21 protein-coding genes are annotated in these 26,777 nt (G+C 37.2%); 9 read left to right on the top strand and 12 right to left on the bottom strand.

What is annotated here, in order from left to right; translation table 11 throughout:
* The first annotated feature begins 277 nt into the window (after positions 1-277).
* The 5 genes from NST66_RS25455 (at position 278) to NST66_RS25435 (ending at position 8,169) form a co-directional block, all read left to right on the top strand.
* Complete coding sequence (locus NST66_RS25455) at positions 278-1,684, top strand: cytochrome ubiquinol oxidase subunit I (protein WP_028411940.1); 1,407 nt, start codon at positions 278-280, stop codon at positions 1,682-1,684.
* Entirely contained in the window at positions 1,671-2,687 is a 1,017-nt protein-coding gene (cydB, locus tag NST66_RS25450; protein WP_028411941.1) for a cytochrome d ubiquinol oxidase subunit II, read from the top strand. The genes NST66_RS25455 and cydB overlap by 14 nt, the downstream gene beginning before the upstream one ends.
* Positions 2,687-4,399, top strand: a complete 1,713-nt coding sequence (gene cydD / locus NST66_RS25445; protein WP_340843735.1) for a thiol reductant ABC exporter subunit CydD — start codon at positions 2,687-2,689, stop codon at positions 4,397-4,399. Before cydB ends, cydD begins: the two co-directional genes overlap by 1 nt.
* Entirely contained in the window at positions 4,399-6,144 is a 1,746-nt protein-coding gene (cydC, locus tag NST66_RS25440; RefSeq protein ID WP_340843734.1) for a thiol reductant ABC exporter subunit CydC, read from the top strand. Before cydD ends, cydC begins: the two co-directional genes overlap by 1 nt.
* A gap of 225 nt (positions 6,145-6,369) precedes the next feature.
* Positions 6,370-8,169, top strand: coding sequence for a cation:proton antiporter (locus NST66_RS25435; protein WP_028411944.1), 1,800 nt, complete (start codon positions 6,370-6,372; stop codon positions 8,167-8,169).
* 29 nt (positions 8,170-8,198) lie between these two features.
* Here NST66_RS25435 and NST66_RS25430 read toward each other — a convergent pair whose 3' ends face one another.
* The 9 genes from NST66_RS25430 to NST66_RS25390 all read right to left on the bottom strand — a co-directional run bounded on the left by NST66_RS25430 (position 8,199) and on the right by NST66_RS25390 (position 18,268).
* Entirely contained in the window at positions 8,199-9,575 is a 1,377-nt protein-coding gene (locus NST66_RS25430) for an O-antigen ligase family protein (RefSeq protein WP_340843733.1), read from the bottom strand.
* Positions 9,576-9,600: 25 nt separating this feature from the next.
* The gene (gene murJ, locus NST66_RS25425) at positions 9,601-11,103 is read right to left on the bottom strand and encodes a murein biosynthesis integral membrane protein MurJ (RefSeq protein ID WP_013059875.1); all 1,503 of its coding nucleotides are present in this window, start codon (positions 11,101-11,103) and stop codon (positions 9,601-9,603) included.
* Positions 11,104-11,130: 27 nt separating this feature from the next.
* Positions 11,131-11,466, bottom strand: a complete 336-nt coding sequence (locus NST66_RS25420; RefSeq protein WP_340843732.1) for an EamA family transporter — start codon at positions 11,464-11,466, stop codon at positions 11,131-11,133.
* Positions 11,459-11,794, bottom strand: a complete 336-nt coding sequence (locus NST66_RS25415; protein WP_013059873.1) for an EamA family transporter — start codon at positions 11,792-11,794, stop codon at positions 11,459-11,461. The genes NST66_RS25420 and NST66_RS25415 overlap by 8 nt, the downstream gene beginning before the upstream one ends.
* On the bottom strand, positions 11,794-13,512 hold the full coding sequence (locus tag NST66_RS25410) for a DUF6020 family protein (RefSeq protein ID WP_033580378.1): 1,719 nt from the start codon (positions 13,510-13,512) through the stop codon (positions 11,794-11,796). Before NST66_RS25410 ends, NST66_RS25415 begins: the two co-directional genes overlap by 1 nt.
* Before the next feature lie 2 nt (positions 13,513-13,514).
* Positions 13,515-14,453: a glycosyltransferase family 2 protein gene (locus NST66_RS25405; protein WP_028411948.1), complete on the bottom strand. Its 939-nt coding sequence runs from the start codon at positions 14,451-14,453 to the stop codon at positions 13,515-13,517.
* Entirely contained in the window at positions 14,450-15,550 is a 1,101-nt protein-coding gene (locus NST66_RS25400; RefSeq protein WP_028411949.1) for a glycosyltransferase family 4 protein, read from the bottom strand. The genes NST66_RS25405 and NST66_RS25400 overlap by 4 nt, the downstream gene beginning before the upstream one ends.
* A 290-nt stretch (positions 15,551-15,840) precedes the next feature.
* Positions 15,841-16,626 carry an endonuclease/exonuclease/phosphatase family protein gene (locus tag NST66_RS25395; protein WP_028411950.1) on the bottom strand — a complete coding sequence of 262 codons (786 nt, stop codon included), beginning with the start codon at positions 16,624-16,626 and terminating at the stop codon, positions 15,841-15,843.
* Positions 16,627-16,630: 4 nt separating this feature from the next.
* On the bottom strand, positions 16,631-18,268 hold the full coding sequence (locus tag NST66_RS25390; RefSeq protein WP_025752447.1) for a PTS transporter subunit IIBC: 1,638 nt from the start codon (positions 18,266-18,268) through the stop codon (positions 16,631-16,633).
* Positions 18,269-18,543: 275 nt separating this feature from the next.
* On the opposite strand from NST66_RS25390, the gene pgmB reads away from it, so the two are divergent.
* Both pgmB and NST66_RS25380 read left to right on the top strand, forming a co-directional pair.
* Positions 18,544-19,251, top strand: coding sequence for a beta-phosphoglucomutase (gene pgmB / locus NST66_RS25385; RefSeq protein WP_048021690.1), 708 nt, complete (start codon positions 18,544-18,546; stop codon positions 19,249-19,251).
* An 88-nt stretch (positions 19,252-19,339) separates the two neighbouring features.
* Complete coding sequence (locus tag NST66_RS25380; RefSeq protein ID WP_340843731.1) at positions 19,340-20,209, top strand: Cof-type HAD-IIB family hydrolase; 870 nt, start codon at positions 19,340-19,342, stop codon at positions 20,207-20,209.
* Positions 20,210-20,242: 33 nt separating this feature from the next.
* Here the strand turns inward: NST66_RS25380 and pdxK are convergent, their stop codons facing one another.
* A complete protein-coding gene (gene pdxK / locus NST66_RS25375) occupies positions 20,243-21,067 on the bottom strand; it encodes a pyridoxine/pyridoxal/pyridoxamine kinase (protein WP_033580382.1) in 825 nt (274 codons plus the stop codon).
* A 490-nt stretch (positions 21,068-21,557) separates the two neighbouring features.
* Here pdxK and NST66_RS25370 point away from each other — a divergent pair, with 490 nt between their 5' ends.
* Entirely contained in the window at positions 21,558-22,247 is a 690-nt protein-coding gene (locus NST66_RS25370; RefSeq protein WP_243495283.1) for a hypothetical protein, read from the top strand.
* Between the two features lie 62 nt (positions 22,248-22,309).
* Here the strand turns inward: NST66_RS25370 and ald are convergent, their stop codons facing one another.
* Together ald and NST66_RS25360 are read right to left on the bottom strand one after the other, a co-directional pair.
* Positions 22,310-23,443 (bottom strand): alanine dehydrogenase, encoded by a 1,134-nt coding sequence (gene ald / locus NST66_RS25365; RefSeq protein ID WP_013059863.1) that lies wholly within the window; start codon positions 23,441-23,443, stop codon positions 22,310-22,312.
* A 252-nt stretch (positions 23,444-23,695) separates the two neighbouring features.
* Complete coding sequence (locus tag NST66_RS25360) at positions 23,696-24,931, bottom strand: PucR family transcriptional regulator (protein WP_028411954.1); 1,236 nt, start codon at positions 24,929-24,931, stop codon at positions 23,696-23,698.
* A gap of 396 nt (positions 24,932-25,327) precedes the next feature.
* Here NST66_RS25360 and gndA point away from each other — a divergent pair, with 396 nt between their 5' ends.
* The gene (gene gndA, locus NST66_RS25355) at positions 25,328-26,740 is read left to right on the top strand and encodes an NADP-dependent phosphogluconate dehydrogenase (protein WP_013059861.1); all 1,413 of its coding nucleotides are present in this window, start codon (positions 25,328-25,330) and stop codon (positions 26,738-26,740) included.
* The last annotated feature ends 37 nt before the right edge of the window (positions 26,741-26,777 follow it).

Raw genomic sequence — 26,777 nt, 5'->3', positions numbered from 1 at the left:
TGCTTTTTTTATGAAAAAATAAAGAGATCCTTCCCTTTTTTGTCACAAGAAAGTCACGTTTTAGTCTAAAAACGTTCAAAAAATGTACGTGCACAGCTAAAAAAATAGACTATACTATGTAAATAGAAAGAGAGACATTACATATGTTTGTGAAACATTGAGCATATTTCTCGAATTGTTATGCTCAATGTTTCACAATATAAGTAAAAGATGCTCAGAAATGAGCAAAGTATCTATGGAAATGATGAATGTTCTTATATATGAAAGGAGAAAGAAGATGGATACAGTCATACTATCACGTATTCAATTTGCATCAACGACGCTGTTTCATTTTATCTTTGTACCGCTGTCTATCGGCCTTGTCTTTTTAGTAGCGATCATGGAAACGATGTACGTAGTAAAAAAAGATGAACAGTATAAAAAGATGGCAAAGTTTTGGGGGCACTTATTCCTGATTAACTTTGCTGTCGGAGTCGTAACAGGTATTTTACAAGAATTTCAGTTTGGCATGAACTGGTCAGAGTACTCAAGATTTGTAGGAGATGTATTCGGTGCGCCGCTCGCTATTGAAGCACTGCTCGCGTTTTTTATGGAGTCCACTTTCCTTGGACTGTGGATTTTCGGGTGGGATCGTTTGCCTAAATGGCTGCACTGTCTATGTATTTGGCTTGTTAGTCTAGGTACTATCTTTTCAGCGTTCTTTATTTTAACGGCTAATTCTTTTATGCAGCATCCGGTCGGAATGGAGCTAAATAATGGCCGTTTAGAAATGAATGACTTCTTTAAATTGTTAACGAACGGTCAGCTGTGGGTCGAATTCCCTCATACAATTTTAGGTTCGTTTGCAACAGGCGCCTTTTTTATCACGGGTGTCAGCGCTGTTATGCTCTTGAAGAAAAAACATGTGGCTTTTGCTAAAAAATCATTTCAAGTTGCTATCCTTGTAGGGCTAGTTTCAGGTGTAGGAATTGCACTATCTGGGCATGAACAGGCCGGATATTTAGTTAAAACACAGCCGATGAAAATGGCCGCAAGTGAAGGATTATGGGAAAACAGCGGAAGTCCAGGTGCTTGGACAGTAACAGCAAATATTCACCCTGATGAAAAGAAAAATACGAGTGAAATCAAAATACCTTACTTATTAAGCTTCTTATCATACGGTAAGTTTTCAGGCTCCGTTCCTGGAATGAATGAGCTGCAGCAGCAGTATACGGCGAAATATGGAGAAGGAAATTATATTCCACCCGTTCGAACAACGTTTTGGAGTTTCCGCATTATGGCTGGTCTAGGTGGCGTATTATGTGCATTAGGCATTTGGGGTACGTACTTGCTTTCTCGTAAAAAACTTCAAGAAAGCAAACTATTTTTACGTATTATGACGATTGCCATCGCCTTTCCGTTCCTTGGAAGCTCAGCAGGTTGGATTATGACAGAGATTGGCCGTCAGCCTTGGGTTGTATTTGGCTATATGAAAACCGAAGATGCCGTGTCTCCTGGTGTAACAGCAGGTGAATTGCTATTTTCTATTATCTCGTTTTCGTTCTTTTACTTAATTTTAGCTGTGATTATGGTGTTCTTGTTCGTTAAAGAAATTAAAAAAGGTCCAGATCACGATCACGAAGCACATACAAAAGTAACATCAACTGATCCGTTTACAAAGGAGGGATACAATGTTTTCTCTTAATGAATTCTGGTATTTGCTAGTATCCATTCTGTTTGTTGGTTTTATCTTTTTAGAAGGCTTTGATTTTGGGATTGGAATGGTGTCTCGCTTTTTAGGAAGAAACGACTTAGAGCGACGAGCTTTTATTAATACAATCGGTCCTTTTTGGGATGCAAATGAAGTTTGGTTAATTTCAGCAATCGGTGCTATGTTTGCCGCTTTTCCAAACTGGTATGCAACGCTATTAAGCGGGTCATATGTTCTTTTTGTTCTTCTGTTGCTTTCGCTTATCGGACGCGGTGTAGCATTTGAATTTCGAGGAAAAGTTGAAAAACAAGCGTGGAAAAATGCGTGGGATTGGGTTATCTTCTTTGGAAGTCTTTTTCCACCGCTCATTTTCGGCATCTTATTTTCAGCACTAATGAAAGGATTGCCTGTTGAGCGCAACATGCAAATGAATGCCGGCTTTTCGGATATTGTGAATCTATATACCATAACGGGCGGCGTGACGCTAACGATGCTTTGCTTATGGCACGGACTTATTTTTGCGACGATCCGTACGATGGATGACATTAGAGATCGTTCACGAAAAGTTGCCATGAAGCTTTTGCCTGTTAATGCCTTGCTGCTTCTTATTTTTTCAGGCATGACGTTTTTTGAAACAAATTTATTCAGCAATCATAGCCGCTTGATGCTATACACATTTTTTATCGGTATTTTCGTGTATTTACTAGCAGGATTTTTCCTTACACGGAAAAAAGACGGATGGGCCTTTGCTATGTCTGGCTTAATTTTAATTTTATCAATTTCCTCTATATTTGCAGGATTATTTCCAACCGTTTTGGTTAGTTCAGTCAATGAAAGCTATAGTTTAACGATTCATAATGCAGCATCAGGGAATTATTCCTTGAAAATTATGTCTTACGCTGCTATTGCGTTACTGCCTTTTGTGTTAGGTTATCAAATTTGGAGCTACTACGTTTTTAGAAAACGTGTAGATCATAAGGAGCATATGGAGTACTAATGGGTAGAAATTTAATGGTTTACAACGGAATAAAAATGGTTCTTGCCGTGTTAATAGGGCTTATTACTATTCAAAGTGTAGCCATTATTTTTCAAGCTAAGTGGCTTGCCGAAGTAATTACTGCTCTTTTTCATGGTGAAAGTTTAACTTCGCAGACAAAAGCAATCGGATTGTTTTTGTCTGCCTTTATGATTCGTCAGATCGTAAGTTTTATAGTGAAAAAAACAGCATATCAATTTGGAGTCAAAACGACTCAGGAACTTCGTTTGACGGTCATGAAAAGCATTTTTGCACTCGGACCGCGCTTTACCAAAAATGAAGGGACAGGAAACTTGGTGACGCTCATCACCACAGGCCTACAGAAGCTTCGCGCTTATCTTGAGCTGTTTTTGCCTAAACTGGCCGCCATCAGCGTTACACCTTGGCTAGTGCTCGCTTTCGTTTGGTATCAAGATCGGCTTTCAGGCATTATTTTGCTTGTAACTATGCCAATTTTAATTTTATTTATGATTTTACTTGGACTGGCTGCCCAGAAAAAAATAGATAGCCAATGGGAGACGTATCATGTGCTGTCCAATCACTTTGTAGATTCGCTTCGAGGATTAGAAACGTTAACATTTCTCGGGAAAAGTAAGGAGCATGCTGAAACGATTGGAAGAGTCAGTGACCGCTATCGAAAAGCGACAATGGGAACGCTCCGAATTGCTTTTTTATCTACGTTTGCTTTAGATTTCTTTACGATGTTATCTGTAGCCATCGTGGCTGTTATGCTCGGTTTGCGGCTAGTGAACGGTTCGATGACGTTAGAGCCTGCACTTATGATTTTATTGCTGGCGCCTGAATACTTCCTGCCGATACGGGAAGTCGGAAACGATTACCATGCAACATTAGACGGAAAAGAATCCGGAGATGCATTAATTAAGATTGTAAAGCAGGCTGAAAAACCGTCGGCTAAAGAAGAAGATGTTCCTGATTGGACGGAAAACAGTGAAATTCAATTGCGTCATATCACCGTAAAATATGACGAAGAGCAGCCGCCTTCTCTTGAAGATGTGTCACTTCATGTTAAAGGAAGTAAAAAAATTGGGATTATAGGAAAAAGCGGAGCTGGAAAATCGACGCTTATTGATATACTGAGCGGCTTTGTACAATTTACAGAAGGGTCTGCTGAAGTAAACGGCGTGCCGGTTGATTTACGCTCAGATGCTTGGCAAAAGCAGATTACGTATATCCCTCAGCACCCATTTATTTTTAATGGAACAGTAAAAGAAAATATTGAATTTTATCAGGATAGAGGCGGTTCTTATGATTATGAAGATGCTTTAACGAAAGCAGGACTTTTATCTACGATTCAACAGATGCCTAAGAAGGAAAATGAAGTGATAGGAGATGGAGGACGGCAGCTTAGCGGTGGCCAAGCTCAAAGGATTGCCCTAGCTAGGGCGTTTCTGAACGATCGCCCTATTATTATGCTTGATGAACCAACGGCGCAAGTAGATATTGAAACGGAATATGAATTAAAGCAAGATATCTTAACGATGTTTCAAGACAAGTTATTTATTTTAGCTACGCACCGTCTGCATTGGATGAAAGATATGGACCTCATTGTTGTAATAGAGAACGGCAAGGTTACAGAAGTCGGCAATCATCAAGAACTGATTCGAAAAAAAGGAGCTTACTATCAATTTTTACATGAAGAGGAGGAGATATGATGAAATATAAAAGTTGGATATGGCCCTACTTTAAAACGTATAAATATCGTATCTTTTCTATCTTATTACTAAGCTTGTTAACGATTGGTTCTGCTTGTGCGCTAATGTTCACATCAGGTTACTTGATTTCAGCTTCTTCCTTACGTCCAGAAACAATCTTACTGGTGTACGTTCCCATTGTGCTTGTGCGTACATTTGGTTTAAGTCGAGCCGCCTTTCGTTATGCGGAGCGTCTTGTTAGTCACGATTTTATTCTTCGCATTTTAGCTAAAATGCGTACACGTCTTTATCATTTGATTGAACCGTTAGTTGCTACATCCCGCTATCGAACGGGAGATGTTTTAGCGGTTCTCGCTGAAGATATTGAAAGTTTACAAGACTTGTTCTTGCGTACCATTCTTCCAACAATCTCAGCTGTTATTTTATACGTTATTTCGATTGTAGCTTTAGGATTCTTTAGCCTAAAGTTTGCATGTTTGATTGCCATCTATTTATTTTTGTTAGTAGTGGTGATGCCGCTTTTTTCCCTTTGGCATATGAAAGCGGCCAATCAGCGATATAAATCAAGCAAAGCACAGTTATATGCTAAGGTCACAGACGGGTTTTTAGGAGTTGCTGATTGGGTGTTAAGCGGTCAGCAGCAGTCATTTTTTCATTCGTATAACAAAACAGAAGATGAGCTAGACCGCATGGATTGTAAGCTTAAACTATGGACGTATTACCGAGAATTGATTGGCCAAGTTATTGTAGCAGGTTTAATTGTCACAATGATTTGGTTTGGGGCTTCTCTTTTTGCAGACAAAGAGCTTGCAGGTGTTTTTATTGCTGCTTTTATTTTAGTAGTATTTCCTTTATCTGAAGCACTGCTGCCGGTATCTAATGCAGTAGAAAAAATTCCTCAATTTGAAGAGTCATTAAATAGAGTGCAGGAAATGGAAAATAACTGGGAATCTGTGAATGGAAAGAAAAAACATACTCTTTCCCTACCTTACAAAGGTTCATGGGACTCGGTTAGCTTAAAAGTCGAGCATGTAAGCTTTCGCTATAGCAATGAGGAAGAGTCAGTCATTCATGATCTTTCATTTCAAGTCGAGCAAGGGAAAAAAATTGCGATTCTTGGCAAGAGCGGAGCTGGAAAGTCGACTCTGTTAAAGCTGCTGCAAGGCTCCTTATTGCCTACAGAAGGTACAGTTCAACTAAACGGTCAGTCTGTTGCTGAAGTTCGTGAAGATGTACCAAAACTCATCTCTGTATTAAATCAAAATCCTTATTTATTTAATACAAGCGTAGCAAACAATTTATTACTAGCTAATGAAGAGGCTACAAAAGAAGAGGTAATTGAGGCAATGAAGCAAGTCAATATGCACTCCCTTGTGGAAGGTTTGCATCAAGGATATCAAACGTCTATGCTCGAAACAGGTCAGCGCTTTTCAGGAGGAGAACGTCAGCGGATTGCGTTAGCACGTGTTCTACTTCAGCGTACGCCAATTGTTATGCTGGATGAGCCAACTGCAGGGTTGGATACCGTGACTGAAAAGCGTTTGTTATCCACTATCTTTGAAACTCTTCACGACAAAACTTTAATTTGGGTTACACATAATTTAGTTGGGATGGAAAAGATGGATGAAATCTTATTCCTACAAGATGGAAAGATAGCCATTCGCGGAACGCATGAGGAATTACTTGCTACGAACAGTCACTATCAAAAGCTATATGAATTGGATCATCCGGTAAAAAGCCTTTAGCAGCAGCTAAAGGCTTTTTACTATTTTATACTAAAGTGAAATTCGACAAACATGAGTAAGATATGTGTCGAACGAAGGAAAATAGCTTGGATTCAAAGAGGGGAGAGGCGTTTAGCATTTTTGAAAAAGTGGTAAAACAAGGTAGTGTTTGTTTCTTCCTGTATAACATCGGTTTATTTTAGGGAAAATATATACACATTATGAGAACGAGAGAAGGAAGATACAATGGAACCTATGCTTGTACATATCACACTTGTAGTGGGACTAGGAGTTCTATCTCAGTGGCTGGCTTGGAGATTTAAGCTACCAGCAATTGTCGTGATGTCGATTATCGGACTGCTAACAGGCCCTATTTTAGGTTTAATTGATCCTAAAGCACAGTTTGCTCAGCTTTTTGATCCTTTTGTATCGATTGCTGTAGCTGTTATTTTATTTGAAGGCAGCTTGAACTTAGACATGAGAGAGGTAAGAGGAATCGAAAAGCCCGTGTTTCGCATTGTGACACTGGGAGCCATGCTAGCTTGGATGTTAGGCTCTTTAGCTGCTCATTATATAGCGGATTTATCCTGGGCGGTGGCAATTGTTATCGGAGGGCTTTTTATTGTGACGGGTCCAACCGTAATTTTACCTCTTTTACGACAAGCTAAATTAAAACCAAAACCAGCAGCGATTTTAAAATGGGAAGGTATTATTGTCGATCCATTTGGTGCACTGTTGGCCGTTTTTTCGTTTGAAATTGTTCAATTTTTAGTGCTGAGAGAAGTGAGTGGAAAAACAATTCTCTTTTTCTTCGTAGCCTCTATTATTGCCGTTTTAATAGGATGGATTCTTGGCCGCGGAATAGGATGGATGTTTCAAAAGGGGCATATTCCAGAGTATTTAAAATCTCCGGTCGTATTTATTGTCGTTATTGCCTGCTTTACAGTAGCTGATGAAATTAAGCATGAAACAGGTCTTCTAGCAGTAACAGCGATGGGGATTACCCTTGCTAATATGCATATTTCGTCTATTAGTGATATGCGACACTTTAAAGAGAATATTTCGGTTCTATTAACTTCTACTATTTTTATCATGTTAACGGCTGGACTGACGATGAAGACCATTACTGAAATTTTTCATTGGAATATTATTTTGTTTGTTTTACTTATGCTGTTTATTGTCAGACCTGTCTCCATCTTTTTATCAACGGTAGGCACAGATTTATCTATAAAAGAAAAAATACTGATTGGCTGGATTGCCCCGCGCGGAATTGTGGCGTTAACGGTCTCAAGCTACTTTGCGAAAGTACTAATTGATGAAGGATTTAAAGATGCTTCGATCTTAACAACGCTGACATTTGCTTTAGTGTTTGCTACGGTTTGTGCACACGGTTTTTCCCTTTCATGGCTAGCTAAAAAGCTGGATTTATCGATTGGCGAAGAACCTGGTATTTTGCTTGTGGGAAGCAATGATTTTACGGTTGCCTTTGCAACGAAGTTAAAACAGCTGGGCTATCCAGTATTAGTTGCTGATTCTTCGTGGGAGCGGTTAAGAGTTGCGCGCAGAGCGGAGGTAAATGTTTATCACGGAGAAGTACTAGCTGAGCAAACGGAATATCATCTAGACTTAACTCCTTATGAATATGTGATTGCTGCAACTGAGTTAGATGCATATAATGCGCTTGTTTGTACTGCTTTTCTTCAAGATATGGGGCGGAACAATGTTTTTCAATTGAGCATTCGTGACCAAGAAGATTCAAGAGAAGATGTCGATGAAATTATGCACACAGTAAGAGGACGTATGCTCTTTAAGAAAGGAATTACGTGGGAGTTTCTGCATCATAAAATGGAGCACGGCTATACGATTTACAATACAAAAATTACGGATGAATATACGTATGAAACATATGTTGAGGAGAAAAGCGATGATTCTCTTTTACTAGCAGTGAGCAAGCAAGGAAAGGCATTGAGTTTTTTTGCTCATGATCAAGAAATAAACGTTAATGCGGGTGACACGGTGTTAAGCCTTCAGCCATTAAAAAGATAAAAAAACAGGCCTTTAATGACCTGTTTTTTTTATGCTTGTCTTTGTTTAAAATGAATGACGAACAGATAAGCAGCAGCTGCTGCAAAATAGATGGTAACGGCTGGTGCTGTAAAGACATGCCCAGCTACAAAAGCAATTCCAAGAGCTAATACAATTGCTGTACTATACATCATAAAGCTTTCATCAAGAAGCTGTGATGGCTCTTTAAATAATCGAACCAATACGGTTAAACCAACTACTAGAAGTGGAAGAACCCATAGTAAAAATCCGATGATACCTAAAGAGAAAAACAAATCATAAAAATCCATTTCAATCATCTTTGGCGGAAGCTGTTTTGTATAGTCACCAGAAAAGCCCATACCTATCATTCTTCGTGCAATAGGTGCTTTTGCATACTCTTCCTTATGATGAGCTAAGAATTGCTCACGGCTGCTTAGAATCAGATTTTGAATATCTTTATCATCTAAATTTGATTCCTTTTGTTTTTTCTTTTTAGCCGGCTTTTCTTTTTCTTTCTTTTCCGGCTTTTCTTGCTTTGTTTTCTCTTTTTTAGCCTCTAACATATCGATGTGCGTATATGTGTTTTTATAAGCTGGAGAAATCGGAGTAGTTGCTCCGGTTACAATTAAAAGCAGAATTGAGATTACTAAGTTGGCTTTAATTAAGCTGCGTTTATTCGTAAATAATTTAGCAAATAAGACAACTGTTGCTACAACTAAAGAAAGAATAACGGCACCTAAGCCTACTTTCGTTCCAAGCATGATGGACGAAACGGCTAACAAGATAAAAGGAATCCAGTAATAAGCTTTTGAAAACGAACGTACTTTATCTAAAGCTAAAAGCAGTGTGAGAGGAAGCAAAATAGCAATGGTTGCGCCTAGCTCATTCGCTGCATAAAACCAGCCTTTAAACCCAATTTTATTATACTGATAACTCTCTAGTGCTGTACCCGTTAGCATTGTACCGATAAAAACAATACTGATGATGAGTGAAGCAGTTAATAAGTTTTTGCTCAGTATTCTTTTTACATCCACAGATGATCGATAATGTGAAAACATCACAATCATTCCAAGCAGCGTAACGTTCATATAAACAACTTTATTGAAAAATTTAATTTCTTGCCCAATATAATAAGGATCTTTCCATTGATGATTTAAGTAGATGTTGAGTCCAAGAAAGAGTGCAAAAACAATAAGGTAGATAATCGAATATCTAGCCCATTTTGATTGTTTGGCAAACACTAAAAGTAGGACACCTGCAAAAATCATATATAGAAAGCGAATAACAACCCCAATTGAGAGACCACTATCCATGTTCAAAACCATGTACGTCGTTAGCATATCAATAATCGGCTGAATTGAAATAAAACCAACGAACAGAAAAAATAACCAGTATGTGTTCTTCATATAGTACTCTCCTGTTTTACGTGAATTAACGTTTTCTTTTAACTAAAAGCATAACACCTTCTACTCTGCATAATAGCGTCGACATTAAGTATACTAAACCACCTGCAATACAGACAATACCAAATCGTAAGATAACATGTAATGAATTCAAAAATGCGATGTCCTTTAAGAAGAACATGACGATCGCAACAGGTACGGAAGCTAAAAGAATTTTTCCTGTTTCTTTCACTAGATATCCGTAATGGAAGTGATTGATTTGTTTTGCCAGCATAACGAATACGATAGCCGTATAGAAAAAGGCAACTACTGACATGGAAAGTGCTAATCCTTGGTATCCCATAAATTTAGTGAAAATCATGTTAAAGATGATATTTAACACAATGGATAATAAGCCTGCTCTCATAATAAGATAACCTTTTTGAAGAGAATAAAATCCTTTTGCAAGAACAGCTTGCAGGGAATAGAAAAACACCGAACCTAGGTAATAATAAGATACATCTGTTGTTTTTAACGTCGAATGTGCGTCAAATGCACCGCGCTGGTAAGCAATCATTACAATGTCTTTCATATAAAAGATCATGATAACAATCGTCGGAATCAGCAGCATCAGCATAAACGTAATCCCTTTTTCAATTCCTGATTTAAAGCGCTCTTCATCTTTTTCAGAAATGGCTCTTGCAATCAGCGGGTAAATAATGGTTGCGACCGTAACCCCGAATATTGCCTGGGGAATACTTACAAGTCTGAAGGCGTAATTTAAGTATGAAATAACACCTTCACCAAAGGAGCCAGCAAAGAAGAAGTTTACAGTTAAATTAATTTGACCGACCATAATGGTCACACCAACAGGGATGAATACTTTATAAAAAGCCACCACTTCATCACGGTCAATTTTTTGCTTCCATAACAGCAGATGCTGCGGTTTAAAATAGACAACTTTAATTAAGAAAGAAGCAATAGTTCCTATAAAATAGCCAAGAGCAATTGCATAGCCGCCCATAATTGAATGTAATAGGATTGTACTTAAAATTGTAAATAATACAACAACCGTTTGAGAAAACACAGAGAAAGAATATTGACTTCGTGCATCAAATACACCTTCGTATACGGCATTCACTCCAACTAATGAAAGAGATAAGAAGTACATAACGCCCGTATAAATTCCTAGTTCGATTGCTGCTTTAGAAAAATTAGAATACGAAGCGGGAAAGTAAAAGAAAGCCGCAATTGATCCGAGAACCGAAATAATGAAACAAATAAGAAAGGTTGATTTAACAATATTAGTTAAATGAACCTTTCCTTTATTTTCTTTTTCATAACGTAAATAACTAGGAATAAACGCATCCTTCATCCCCGTTAACATAAATAAGATAAAAGCGTTTGGAATAATCATTGCTGCGTTGTATGAATCGACGATATAACTTGTACCGAAATAATTAGCAATAACTAAATCACGAATCATACTAGAAAATTTCAAAAATAATGTTGATATGAGCAGTAAAATGCTCGCGAATTTTAAGTTTTTCATGCGAAACTCCTACCTTTTCAAGTTATCTCACCAACTATTAGCAATAAAGAAGCATCCGACAATTAGAAGAATACAGCCGATAACTTGTTTTGTTGTAACTTTTTCTTTAATTAAAAAGTAACCGAATGTTAATGTCCAAATATACGTAATAGACGTAAGCGGAAATACAATAGAATAAGGTAACAGCGTTAAAACATACACATTAAGCAGAGCTGCCGCCCCGTAAAAAAGGCCGCCGCCTACAAAGCAAATAAGCGCTAGTTTTATCTTTTTTTCGTTTAAATACGTAGAAATATACTTGAAAAAGACAGCTCCAACTGAACCTAAAAGGGTCATAATAATTAAAAGTGGGATACTATTCATCTTGGCCACCTACTAAAATTACACCTACGATAATAATAAGAGTACCGACCAGCTTCATAGGGCTAATGGTTTCATTTAATAGAAAGAAACCAAGAGCAATGCTGATGACATATCCTAGGCTTAAAAATGGATGAAGCAAGGAAACTCTTTCAAATTTAAAAGCGGCAATCATAAACACCGCTCCTAATCCATAAAGAAAAAAACCAATAATTAAATTTAAGTTAAATGAAGCTTCGGACAACTTCCAAAAAAGTTGTCCAACAGCTGTAAACAGGGAAGCCACAATAATGAGTGTGATTCCTAGCTTTTTGTTGTAATTGCTCTCCATCAGGAGGTCACATCCTTTTCTTTCTGATCAAATCGGATAAAAGGAAGACCAATAAAGAAGAAAGACACAAATACGCTTGCTAATAAATATCGGAAATCTTGAGCCGGCAATGCTGCAAGAACAGAAAGCGTGTTAAGAGCCCACGGAATGACGATAATGAGTGACGTAATTCCTCTTCGAATCACTAGCATTAATGAAAATAATAAAATGACACAGTGATAAAAAGCTGGTTTCCATAAGAATGTAAAAACAGGGTGCTTAAAAATAGCTAAGTAAGCATTAGCAGTATGTGTAATAAACGGCTCGATTACTTTATTTTTAAGACCTAAATCATTGCCGTAATAAATGTTGGTTACGTACGTATCCGTGTAGCCATCTTTAAAAGGGTTGATTTGCCATACTAAAGCCGTTTGTTTGAGAAAGCCTTCCGTTGCTAGATAAGGATTTTTGATGACAATGCTAGCATAGTTCTTAAAGTAAAGACCTAAATCATTAAAAATAAATTCGCGGTCATAGTATTTCCACGTGAATTTAATTGGATCACTTTTGTATGGATTATACTTTTCTTTCCACAATTCAATAGGAAGCACTTTATTAAAATATTCGCGCTCTTCTTTTGACATCTCCCCATCATTTGAAATGATATTTGCAATTTGTTGAGTTGGAATAGACAAAGCTTCATTTGGATCTGAAGGTTTTACATCAAGCCACGTGAACACAGGGCCTGTAACAATCTTTTGTAAAATAAAGACGACTAAGAAAATCGTGACAAGAGGTTTCCAATTTTTTCTGAATAAGACAATCATTAAAAGGAAAGTCAAAACAAATACAGGAAAACCATTATGTCTAAAGAAAGCTACTCCAAATGCGGAAAGTAAAAGTAAGAAAAAGCTCGCTTTACTTTTAACCCAAGCGCCTTTTGACAGATAAATTTTTGCAATGTTAACCGTAAAAAACAGCAGAAAAGCACTGTATAAAATGTCTTTCCAAATAATAATTGAAAAGATTAAAAAGCTTGGAATAATGACAATAATGGCTGTTAAAAGTCCAATCATAACAGGATGTGCTTTGCGTTTAATGAAAAAGTCAAATGTATAGGCGTATATGCTCACTACAACAACAATTTGCGTGAACGCTACAATTCCTGGGTTATCCCATATTTTTGTCAGCAGCATAATGAGCCACGTAATCATAATAGGGTGCCAATCGTTAAATTCTCCGTTATGTGCCTGTCTCCACTGTGCTAATGAATCAGGAGTCATGGCCGCTGGGAAAAAGGCGAACCAGTAATATAGACTAACAGTTAAAATAAGAATCGTAACAATTCCTAGATAACGCTTTGGGTGTGCAAATGTATAGTGAAAATCGTTTATCTGTTTGATAGCGCTGAGTACAGCGGCCGTCAGCAGCATTGCCAATAAAGTACGGCTGATGGCATACAAAACGAGTGAAAAAATAGTTGAGCTCGTCATATGTAAGTTATCTAAAAGTGAAAACTGTACGATAAACGAAAAAACAATCAGCAATAGCCATTCTAGCGGTTTAAATGAAGCATAAGCTCTATTTTTATAAATAAAAATAGAGCTTATGATGGTAAATACAAGTGCAGCAAAAAGGGAAAGATAGTGAACACCGTCTGGATTACCAATACTTAAACCGATAAGAATAATTAAAGCTGTTACTGTAAGCAGTAAAATACTTTTTTTATTCTTCATCATTGTTATTCTCCTACTTGTTCAATCTGTTCAATTTTTTTATTTAGTTCTAATTCATATTGCTTGCGATTTAATGAAGCGATTGTATCTAGAATTAATCCACAGACGAAAGATAAAACACCTAACACCATCAATCCAGTTGCTAAGATAGATGAAGGTACTTTGGTAATAAAGCCTGTATCAAAAAATTCATAAAGTACCGGAGCACCAACAGCTAATCCTGCGACAATAAACAACACTGTCCAAATGGAGAAGAACTGAAGCGGCTTGTACTCTTTAAATAACGTAAAAATCATTCGTAACACTTTAAATCCATCAGAGAACGTATTAAGTTTCGATTCGCTGCCTTCAGGTCGATCGCGATAATCGATCGCGATTTCTTTTAGGCGGAATCGTTTATCTAACGCGTGAAGACTCATTTCTGTTTCAATCTCAAATCCTGGGCTCATCACAGGAATTGATTTTACAAATAATTTATCGTACGCACGATAACCTGTCATGATATCTTTAATGTTACTTTTGTACAGGCCGTTAATTAAAGAACGTACTAAGTTGTTACCAAAATTATGGAAAGCACGTTTGTTTTCTTCGAGATACGTTCCGTTTGATAAACGATCTCCAATGACCATGTTAGCTTCTCGATTTCTAATAGGGTCAATTAATTGATGAACAAATTCTGCAGGATACGTATCATCCCCATCTACCATGACATAACAATCTGCATCAATTTCTTGAAACATTGAACGTACAACGTTTCCTTTTCCTTGCTTAAATTCTTTTTTGACGATTGCGCCGTGTTCAAGTGCAATTTCACTTGTACGATCTTTTGAATTGTTGTCGTATACATAAATATCTGCACTAGGCAGTTCGCGTTTGAAATCGTCAATTACTTTTCCAATTGTTACTTCCTCGTTATAACAAGGAATTAAAACTGCGACTTTCATTTTTCCACCTCATCAAAAAAAATTGTTGGGAGTTGTTCAGCAATTACATCTACTGTGTAGCGGTTTGCTGTTTGTAACGCCTGTTGAGACATTTGCTGTTTCACATCTTCAGGAAGATTAATAAAAGCCTGTAGCTGTGAAGCTAGTTCATCTACATTTTTAGGCTCAAAGAATAGACCATTCTTTCCGTCTATAATGTAATCTTTTAGACCACCAATCTGACTCCCAATCACGGGTGCTCCGCAAGCCATAGCTTCGAGGCCGACTAAGCCCAAACTTTCTCCTTTTCTTACGGTCGGAAACACGAATGCTTCAATCGCATTATATACGTAAGCAAGAGACGACTGAGGAAGCAGAGGAAAATGGATGACTTTTCCCTCTAGGCCCAGAGTCTTGATCATTTCCTTAAATGCAGCTTCGTCTTTTCCGCTTCCAACGTATAAGTATTTGTAAGAAGTGGGCGTTTGTTGTTCAGCTTTTGCAATGGCTTGAAGGTAGTATTCCCATCCTTTACCCACATCAATGCGGCTTACACATCCAATATAACGGATAGTAGGGTCCAAGTTTAGTTCTTGATAAGCTTTGCTTTTATCTGCATAAGGATGAAACAGATCTTTATTCACTCCTCCGCTTGGAAAAATATAGATTGGATTATGAACCTTATATTTCTCTTCAACGAGCCCTTTATAGTAGGGAGAAGGAGTAATAATTTTAGTGGAATGGTGCAATAAGTCATTTACTCTAGGCTGATATTTTTCCTGTGAAGCTACTTCAGGTACAACATCTGAACCATGCACGTTTGTCACAATCTTCACATTCTTCTTTAGCTTTTTGAGAATCAGCAGCGGAAGAGCATTATGAGATGCATAATGTACGTAAAGATAGTCGTAATTTTTTGTTAAGCCCGTCACAATGACATTAGCATAATGAGAAGCATAGCTAAAAAGCTTGCTTAATTTGCTTGTCTTTTTTTGCATGACAATTTTATCAACTTGAATACCATGTTGAACTAAAATTTTTTCAGTGTTTTGAACAAATACACCATAGCTCGGGAATTGTTCAGAAGGATACATATTTGAAATCAACAAAATTTTCATGATTGTTTCACACCTATTTTTCTTTATTAGTTTATGATAATGACAACGGGTGTTCATTTAAATAGAGCTTACATGTATCATCTTACTATTAAGTTGAGCGATTTCATTGATAAACATGCAAAAATGGGTTGCATATCGTCAACATCACAATATTATAGCACACCTACTTTTTAAAATGCGAAAGTTTATCGGACACTTATAAAACGATAGATAAAGCAGTAAAGAAGATGATTTTTACATAATCATAATCACAAGAAAAAAGCGAACGCTATTCGTTCGCTTTATGTCACTTATTTCACTTCAACGCTTACCCCAAAATGGTCAGAAACAACGGGATAATGTATGCCGTTAAAAACTACAGTCGATGATTGAATATCCTGCGCATGACTCGATAGAATGAGATCAAGGCGCAGCGCCCGTTCATTATCATCCCATCCAGCAATGTTCCCTTGAACTGTAATACCGCTATCTTTTTTGTTCGATAGAGTATATGTATCATAGAGGCCTTGGCTCAACAGGTAGTCGTAACCTTCATGTCGTCTATGAGCGTCATTATTAAAGTCTCCAAGTAAGAAAAATGGGTTATCTTTGTGTACATGAGCTAGCAGCGTATCAACTTGCTGCTTGAATGGCTCTTCCTCGTCATCCCACCAGCCAAGATGACAAGAATAAAAAGTAAGGAGTTCTTTTTCATATTCGATTGTTGCTCCAACAATTCTTCTCGTTTTCCAATAGTCAATATTTGACGTTTGTGAAACAAAAAATGAATGCTCTTCAATAATCGGGTGTTTCGTTAAAATGGCAATTCCTTCTTCATACACTTCATAGCCTATATGAGATAAATCCCATACCAATTGATAGTCTTCACCTTGCTTACCCAGTTCTTTTGCTAAAAGCCAAGCGTAATTATCGCTGCGAATGTAGTCATATACATAAGGCGCGTCTATTTTTTGGCTTACTTCCTGTAAAGCAATGACATCATATTTTTCTTTTTTAATTACTTCAGCTAGACAAGATAACTTGTCTAGCTGATTTTCCTCTTGCCAAGAGTGGCAATTTAACGTTAATAGCTTCATTATGTTAAGCTCCTAACAAATCTTGAATGTCGGATTTCAAAACATCCGCTTTAGGTCCATAAATAGCTTGTACCCCTTTATCTTTCAAGATTAAACCAAGGGCTCCGTTTTGTTTCCATTCACTTTCTCCTGCAACGGCATGTATATCTTTTACCGTTACACGTAAGCGAGTCATACAAGCATCCACGTCTTCAATATTGTTTTCTCCGCCAAGCAGTCCAATAATGACTGGGGCAAGCGAATCATTTTTCACCTGCTTGCTGCTTGTTGCAGTTGTTTCTTCATCGATATAGTTTCCGTTACGTCCCGGTGTTGGGAAGTTAAAACGTTTAATTAAGAAGTTTGCCACTCCAAAATTTAAGCCAAAAAATACAAGGCAGGCGATGACAAAGTTCATTAAGTCAGCCCATAGTCCGGCTTTGATAATCATTGGTGTACGTGTTAATAGTTCAATTACGCCAAATGAGTGTACGCGAACATGAACAATATCAACAATGGCAAAAGCCAGTCCTGTCATAATGGCGTATACGACGTATAGAAGAGGCGCCGCGAACATGAACATAAATTCAATCGGCTCTGTTACGCCTGTTAAGAAAACAGCTAGTCCAGCTGAAAAGAACATTGAACGATATTTCGAACGTTTGTCAGGATCTACGTTGCGATACATTGCTAAAGCAATTCCAATTAATGACGCACAAGATAAAATCATCTGTCCTACTTTAAATCGTGCAGGTGTAACGTCATGTAAGAGCTGCTTGTAGCTGTCCATATCTCCTGCAGCACGGAAGTTATTTAAGTCTGCAATCCAAGCAAGCCACAAAGGATCTTGACCGGCAACAGTGGAACCTGCTCCAGAACCCGTTAAAATTTTGTACGTACCGCCTAGCTCCGTATAGTTCATAGGAACTGTCAGCATATGATGAAGACCAAACGGAAGAAGGAGACGCTCTAATGCTCCGAAAATAAATGGTGCCAGAATAGGAGCTGTATCTCTAGATGTTGCAATCCACTGTCCGAAGCTGTTTAGCGAACCTTGGATGAACGGCCACACAATGGATAAAAGCAGTGCCGTTACAACTGAACCACCGATGACTACAAACGGTACGAAGCGCTTGCCGTTAAAAAACGAAAGGGCTTCAGGCAATTTATCATAATTGTAATATTTGTTGAATAAATTTGCGCCTAAGAAACCAGCGATAATTCCTACGAATACTCCCATGTTAAGAGCGGGAGATCCTAAAATAGATGTGAAGTAGTCTTTTACAACTAATTCTTGTCCAAACAGTGATTGAACCGTTGCTTTTGAATCTGAGAGCATTTCTGCTTTAACTCCAAAAATGGCTCCTGTAATTCGATTAATAAGAATGAATGCAATGAGTGCAGCAAATGCACCGCCAGCACGTTCCTTTGCCCAAGATCCCCCGATGGCAACAGCGAACAAGATGTGAAGATTTGTAATGATACCCCATCCTATATCTTCCATCACTCGTGCAATTGTTTGTACAGCAGTGATGTCTCCCCCAGTCATTGCAACTAGTTTTCCAAGTGAAATCATAATACCAGCTGCGGGCATAACCGCTACTACTACTAATAAAGCCTTACCAAACTTCTGCCAAAAATCAAATGAAAAGAACTTCTTCATAGTTTTTCCCCTTCCCCTATGTATGGGTTTTCATTTTATTTTTTGATAAACTATATTTTTAAGAAAGTGCAACCGTTTGCATAAACCTATTGTAATAAAAGGGCTTTCATAATGCAATACTGTAATTTCTCTTTTTTTGAAAAATTTATTCATAAATTATAAATGATGAAAAAATTTTTATGATAAAGTGAACAATATCAACGGTATTTTAACATGGTGGGATGTAATAAAAGCATTTAAGTAATGGCATAAAGATAGGTACAGAGGAGGATAATATGAAAAAAGAAGAGCTACAAGCGATTATTTTTGATTTAGACGGTGTTATTGCAGATACAATACATTTATATTATAGAGCAAATAAAAAAGTAGCAGATCAACTTAACGTTTCGTTTTCTGAAGAACTAAATCAACGGCTGCAGGGAATCAGCCGGATGAGAACTGTAGAGCTCATTGCTGCGCAAGGCAATGTACACCTGACAGTGGAACAAAAAGAAGAGCTTGCTTATGAAAAGAATAAGCATTATCAGGCTTTAATAAGAGAAATGACAGAAGATCATTTACTTCCAGGCATTAAAATGTTGTTAGAAGATTGTAAAAAACAAGGCATTAAAATGGGAATTGCTTCTTCTAGTTCGAATGCAAATACTGTAATAGATGCGCTAGGAATACGCTCTTTTTTTGATTGTATTGTGGATGTGAGGAAAATCAAGAAGGGAAAACCAGATCCAGAAATATTTTTGACAGCTGCCGATCAATTAAAAGTAAAACCCGATGCATGTGTGGCAATAGAAGATGGAGAGGCAGGTATAAAAGCTATTAATCAAACAGATATGGTTTCAATCGGCGTTGGTAAGCATCTGAGGGAAGAGGATGTGAATTTTCGCGTATATTCAACAGCTGATTTGCATGTAAAGACGATCAAAGAGGTTTTCGAAAAAGCAAGAAAAGGAACAGATTATAACAGCGCGTATACAAAAAATTAGTAAATCTTTTACATGCAAGTAGCAAAGCGCTAAAAAACATATGCTAGAATAAAATAAGAGAGCAAAGATACATAGGAAGGGGTACATCATGATTAAATGTATTGCGATCGATATGGATGGAACGCTAGTAAATAGTGAACAAGTTATAAGTAAAGAAAATGCCCAAGCGATTAAGACAGCTCAAAAGGCAGGGGTGGAAGTTGTTGTTGCTACGGGACGTTCTTATGAAGAAGCGCGTTATGTTTTAGAAGAAGCAGGACTTCATACATATTTAATTTGTGCAAACGGAGCAGAGCTTCGCAATCCACAAGGGGAAAAACAATATTCAGTAGGCATGACGATGGAAGCTATTCGTGAAGTAGAAGATATTTTTAAGAAGTTTCAGCTGTACTTTGAAGTCTATACAAGTGAAGGTACGTATTCAAATGACTATGAAAAAGCTTTGTCCGTATTAATGGATATTTATTTAAGTGCTAGCTTAAAAGATAATTATGAAAAATCGTTAGAAGCGGCAAAAGAGCGTTTCAATAGCGGCAGAGTAAAGCTTATTGAAGAGTATGAAGCGCTGTTTCAAGATCCAAACAAAGACATTTATAAGCTGCTTGCTTTCTCTTTTGATGAAGAAAAGTTAGAGCAGGCAAAAGTAGAACTTGTGAAGTTAGATTCTATTGCAGTCAGTGCATCTGGTAAAGAAAATATTGAAATAAATGATGAAAATGCTCAAAAAGGAATTGCGGTTACATCATTTGTTCAAGAACGCCATATTTCTTTAGAAGAAACGATGGCTATTGGAGACAATTATAACGACGTATCGATGTTTCAGCGAGTTGGACGTGCCGTAGCGATGGGAAATGCCCCTCAAGAAATTAAAGAGTTTGCCCATATCGTAACAGGAACAAATGACGAGCACGGCGTAGCTCAAGCTATCTTAAATGCGCTTGAAACAGTCAAACAATAAGCAAAATAGAAAAGCATGCCTTTAGGCATGCTTTTAGTTTGTTACTTTTTCTTTGTTACGACGGTATGCACCGTGATTTGTTGGTCCGACATATTGATTTAAAGCAAATGAATGGCGAATTGCTTCTGTAATAAACTCTTTTGCTGTATAAATAGCTTGTTTGACGTCACTGCCTTTTGCCAATTCAGCAGCAATCGCAGCTGAGTATGTGCATCCAGCACCATGTGTAAATGTCGTTTCAATACGTTCAGACTCTAAGATCTCAAATGTCTTTCCATCATAAAGCAAATCGATTGCTTTTTCGTGTGCTAATTTACTTCCACCTTTAATCAATACATATTTGGCACCAAGTTCAGAAATTTTCACGGCTGCTTCTTTCATTTGATCAACCGTTTTGATAGGGCCAAGTCCGCTTAATTGACTAGCTTCAAATAAGTTAGGCGTTACGACTGTTGCTTTTGGAACTAGTACATCACGCAAGCTGACAGTTGTTTCCGGATGAAGCGCTTCGTCTTCTCCTTTACATACCATCACAGGATCTACTACAACATTTTTTAAATCGTATTCTTCAATTGTTTTTGCCGCTAGTTCAATAATTTCCACTGAGCCAAGCATACCCGTTTTTAGAGCTTGTACGCCTACGCCTTTTACAATTGTTTTCAGCTGCTGTTCAACAGTGGAAGGTTGTTGTGGAAATACGTTATGAGACCAGCTGTTATCGGGATCCATTGTTACAATTGTTGTTAAAGCTGTCATTCCGTAAACACCAAGTTCTTGGAATGTTTTTAAATCCGCTTGAATGCCAGCTCCGCCGCTGCTATCAGAACCAGCAATGGTTAATGCTTTATTCATTGTCATAAAAAATCCTCCCGTATTTTAAGTTCATAGAGAAAATAGAGTAAAATTTCTACCGGGCGGCTTTTAGTTGCCCAATGTGTTTTAGATAAATTTCTTCCATTCACTTTTTCTTCTATTTTATCGCTTTTAATGTAGATATTCAATTTCTAAAAACTGTATGAATCCTACGTGTAATTTAGAATTATCATGACTGACTGTGAAGCATGAGTTAAATGAACGTTAGCGAATGAGATATAAGGTGGTTTGAACATTTACTTTACATAAACTTAAGAGTAACCACCTTCACAAGTAATCGCATGCTAAAAAACCTCTTATTAAAAGGCTTTTTACCTTATTGTACAAGCACTCTTTTTCTTAATGAATAAAATGAATAGAAACTTAAGAAAGGGTGATTCACATAAAAAAACATTATAATCATGACAGTTATAAAGATGCCCCGGATTCTTCTAATCAATCACAACTTCAAAAGAGAAATCACAAAGACTGTTATATGAAATCGAATTTAATGAGCGATAACTTCAAAACTGTTAAGACAGGTACTTTAAATGTTTGTATAATCGTATTACCAGGAGCTAAAGTTGATCGAAACTCTAAAGATAATCCGTCTACAGTTCCCAACCGTGTAAAAAGAGACATAGCGGCTGCTAATAGGATATGGAAACAATATGAGAAAAACCAATTAATCCAGGGGGTTACATTTACTATTACACGTTCATTTGTTTTTTTGGAAAACATCAGTGGCATTGTAAGTAATGCGGAAAATTTTCCAATTAGAGGAGCTAGTCATCTTACAATGGTACAAGCAATGCTTGAAACTGGCCGAAAAGTTTGTCAAGACGCTGATGTATACGTATTTTATATGAATGGAAATAGATTTGGGCCTGTTAATTTTGACTATTCATCGACTCTTGCTGTAACTTATAACTCTTTTCCACTTGTGATTATGACAAATGCAAGTACAGATGAGTATCTTCTTGCACATGAATTAGGTCACTTTATGTTTATTACGAATCGGTTTAACGAGACAGATGATCCTGAACCATTTCATGAATTAGATGGTAATCATAATAGAACGCCTAGCAACCTTATGTTTCCTACTCCTGAATTCTGGCCAATGGTACCGGAGATTACCGGTGAACAGATACACAAAGCTTTAAATAGTCGTGTTTTTTACAGCTAATTGCTGTTTATTCAAAATAAAAACGCCCTTAACAGAGGGTTAAGGACGTTTTTTACTATCTATTAAATAGAAGCTAATTCTTTTTCAAGAGCTACGTCTACTGATACATAATCATAACCTAAATCATGTGCAACTGCTTCGTACGTAATAGCTCCGTTTGCAACGTTCACTCCTAATTTTAACGCTTCGTTTTGAGCGATTGCTTTGTGAACACCTTTAGAAGCAATTTGAAGTGCGTAAGGTACCGTTACATTTGTTAAAGCAATCGTTGATGTGCGTGGAACTGCTCCTGGCATGTTCGCAACTGCATAGTGTACAACACCGTGCTTTTCATAAGTAGGCTGATCGTGTGTTGTAATGTGGTCAATTGTTTCAACGATACCACCTTGGTCGATTGCTACGTCAACAATAACAGAACCTGGCTTCATGGTTTTCACCATTTCTTCTGTTACGAGTTTTGGAGCTTTTGCACCTGGGATTAATACTGCACCAATCACTAAATCTGACTCTGCTACTGCATCCGCAATGTTATAGGGATTTGACACTAGCGTATTGATTTGGTTGCCAAAGATATCGTCTAATTGACGTAGGCGTTCAGGACTTAAATCAATAATTGTTACATCAGCACCGAGGCCGATTGCGATTTTTGCAGCATTTGTACCAACACCGCCGCCTCCAATAATCGTTACTTTTCCGCGGCTAACTCCAGGAACACCCGCTAATAAAATTCCTTTTCCGCCGTTTGATTTTTGAAGGAATTGTGCACCAATTTGAGCAGCCATACGTCCTGCTACTTCGCTCATAGGTGTTAATAGAGGCAATGTACGATTGACTGCCACTGTTTCATAAGCAATAGCCGTTACACCGCTATCTTTTAATGCTTTTGCCAGTGCTGGTTCAGCTGCTAAGTGAAGGTAAGTGAATAAGATAAGACCTGGTCTAAAATAGCCGTATTCACTTGCTAATGGTTCTTTTACTTTCATGACCATTTCAGCTTGTGCCCACACGTCAGCTGCTGTCTCAACAATTTCAGCTCCGGCTTTTACATAATCTTCGTTTGTGAAGTTACTTCCAATACCCGCTTCATTTTCAATTAATACACGATGACCTGTACCAACAAATGATGCTACGCCTGCTGGTGTAATCGCTACTCGGTTTTCGTTGTTTTTGATTTCTTTTGGTACGCCAATAATCATGATTAATTTCCCCCTTGGTCGTTTGTGTATCTTTAGTATAAAGAAAGTTTTGTGAAATTTCTTTGTCTAGAAAGAAGAATTGAAGAAGCGGTTTTTGTTTAAACACACAAATGTAACCGCTTACTTATCAGAATTTTTAATTTTTATGTCAGGTTATCTAACATTGTTAAGGGAAGAAAACATAAAAAAAGAGCTATTTATTTATCGGAAAATAAATAAATAGCTTTCTGTTAAAAAATATAACATTATCTGTTATTTTTTATATTTCATTAACTTAATATCAATATAAAGAGTCATTTTTTGATTAACATCCTTTAAGTTGATATCACCAATCTCTGAAATTCGCTTTAATCGATAGCTAAGTGTATTCATATGCACATTTAATTCTTTGGCTGCTTCATTAATATTGTTATCATTATTTAAAAATACTTCAAGAGTCTCCACCAAGTTACTGTTATGACGAAGGTCATAATCAGTTAGCTTCTTTAAAGAATGGTTTTCAAATTGATCTTGAACGCGCTTGTCTAAAATAACATCTAGAAATTGATAAATACCTAATTCTTGATAGTTAATAATCTCTTTTGTTTCTTCTGGAAACTTACTTTTCATATCTAATACGTTCAAAGCTTCTTTATAGCTTTTTTCGATATGATCGTGCGATGAATAAATACTGCTGCAGCTGGCTTTAATTTGAGTAACATCAAAGCGTTCATGCATGTTTCCTCTAAAATAGTCTACAAAATCTCGCTGTTCATCAAGAGGATTTTCAACCGCATCCAAAGAAAGCAGTAAGATTAAATCATTGCAATCAATCGTATAAAGAACGATTTTTAAGCGGTGCATTGTTTTCAACATATACGAAATTTGGCGTTCAGCTTCAGGCGTAATATCTTCTTGGAAGCGGAAGATAGCAATGGAAAACGCTGATGGAGCCGTAATTTGAGCTTCATAAAACGCTTCTGAAATTTCTTGGCGAGACTTAATGTGGCCAGTTAATAATTTCCAGAAAAATTCCTGTGAGCGCTCCTCTCGTTTGTATTTTCGAATTTGAAGCTGCAGCAATTTGTTTTTTAATACATTCGCAGCTTTTTTTAATAGCTCCACTTCTTCATCGCCTAAGGCTTTCTCAATTTCCACAGCCCAAATGAATCCTAGAACTTCTTCATTTTTCCAGATAGAAATGGCTATACGATCTCCAAGCCCGATTTCATTTATATTTTTCACACGCACAGGTTCATTTGTCTCAAGCAGTTTCGGAATAATGCCTTCTTTCCATAAGTTGTTAATGACTTTTTCCGGAACTCTTCTTCCAATAATCGTAGCAATACGCGCTTGGTCCGTTCTTTCATCATGGGTGCTGTAAGCTAGTAAGCGATGATTAGCATCTTCAATCGTAATAGGGCAGTTCAATACCTCGCTAATGCGATCAGCAAATTCTTCAAGCGTATCAAAATTTTCTTTGAACGGATCTTTGATTGGTTTTGTCATATATAAAATCCCTCTTCATAAAACAAAATAAGTACTAGTGCAGCTTTTTTAGCTGCAGTAAATATAGTAAAACGGTAACAACCGTGTTGATCATCAATTCATTGAAATGATTAACTGCTTAATATTTTAACAAAAGTAATTGTTTAAGAAAATGTTAAAATGCGTCTAAAGGTAGTTAAGAATGTACGGATGATTAGTAACTGCGTTCATTTCACTTATTTTATCGAAATTTTCTTCAAAATAATCAATGTTCGGTGAGCATGATTCTTTTCAAATGTGTATAATAAAACGTATGATTATGGTTATATCAAACTTGAATCTGTAACTTTCTTTATGATATGTTCAGTTACGATTAGGTTGACCAATTCATATTACACATGAAGGGAAGAATTTAACATGGCAAAACAACAAATCGGTGTTATCGGTTTAGCGGTTATGGGGAAAAACTTGGCGCTAAACATTGAGAGCAGAGGCTATTCTGTTTCAGTTTATAACCGCTCTCCTGAAAAGACAGAAGAGTTCCTAAAAACAGAAGCAGAAGGTAAAAATTTTGCAGGTACATACAGTGTGGAAGAGTTTATTAATTCTCTTGAAAAACCGCGTAAAATTTTATTAATGGTTAAAGCTGGTGCTGCTACAGATGCAACAATTGATTCGTTAAAACCATACTTAGAAAAAGGCGACATTTTAATCGATGGCGGAAATACATTCTTCCAGGATACAATTCGTCGTAACAAAGAGCTAGAAGAATTAGGTATCCATTTCATCGGTACAGGCGTATCCGGCGGAGAAGAAGGCGCATTAAAAGGACCTTCAATCATGCCTGGCGGACAAAAAGAAGCATATGAACTTGTAAAACCAATCTTAACAGCTATTTCAGCGAAAGTTGAAGGCGATGATTGCTGCACATACATTGGACCAAATGGTGCAGGTCACTACGTAAAAATGGTTCATAACGGCATCGAGTATGGCGATATGCAGTTAATTTGTGAAGCATACTTCATCATGAAAAACGTATTAGGCTTAGAAACAGATGAATTACATGAAGTATTTGCTGAATGGAATAAAGGCGAGCTAGATAGCTACTTAATTGAAATCACAGCTGATATCTTTACGAAAAAAGATGAAGAAACAGGTAAAGCACTTGTAGACGTTATTTTAGATACTGCAGGTCAAAAAGGTACAGGTAAATGGACAAGCCAAAGTGCGCTTGATTTAGGTGTACCACTACCAATCATTACAGAATCTGTATTTGCACGCTTTATTTCAGCTATGAAAGAAGAACGTGTAAAAGCAAGCAAAGTATTGAGCGGTCCAAATGCAGCTGCATTTGAAGGCGATAAAACCGAATTAGTAGAAGCAATTCGTAAAGCATTGTACATGAGTAAAATTTGTTCATATGCGCAAGGGTTTGCTCAAATGAAAGCAGCTTCTGAAGAATATGACTGGAATTTACAGTACGGTGATATTGCAATGATCTTCCGCGGTGGTTGTATCATCCGTGCACAATTCTTACAAAAAATTAAAGAAGCTTACGATCGCGATGCAGATCTAACAAACTTATTGTTAGACCCATACTTCAAGGATATCGTAGAAGGCTATCAGTCGGCTCTTCGTGAAGTTATTTCAATTGCGGTTAAACAAGGTATTCCTGTACCAAGTTTCTCAAGTGCATTAGCTTACTATGACAGCTACCGTACAGAAACGCTACCAGCGAACCTTTTACAAGCGCAACGTGACTACTTCGGAGCTCACACATATCAACGTGTTGATAAAGAGGGCGTATTCCATACTGAGTGGTTAAAATAAAAAACAAGAAAAGCAGCTGTATACTACAGCTGCTTTT

It is taken from the genome of Priestia sp. FSL W8-0524 (assembly GCF_038005965.1).
GTDB lineage: Bacteria > Bacillota > Bacilli > Bacillales > Bacillaceae_H > Priestia > Priestia zanthoxyli.
This window is presented reverse-complemented; position numbering and strand designations above follow the sequence as displayed.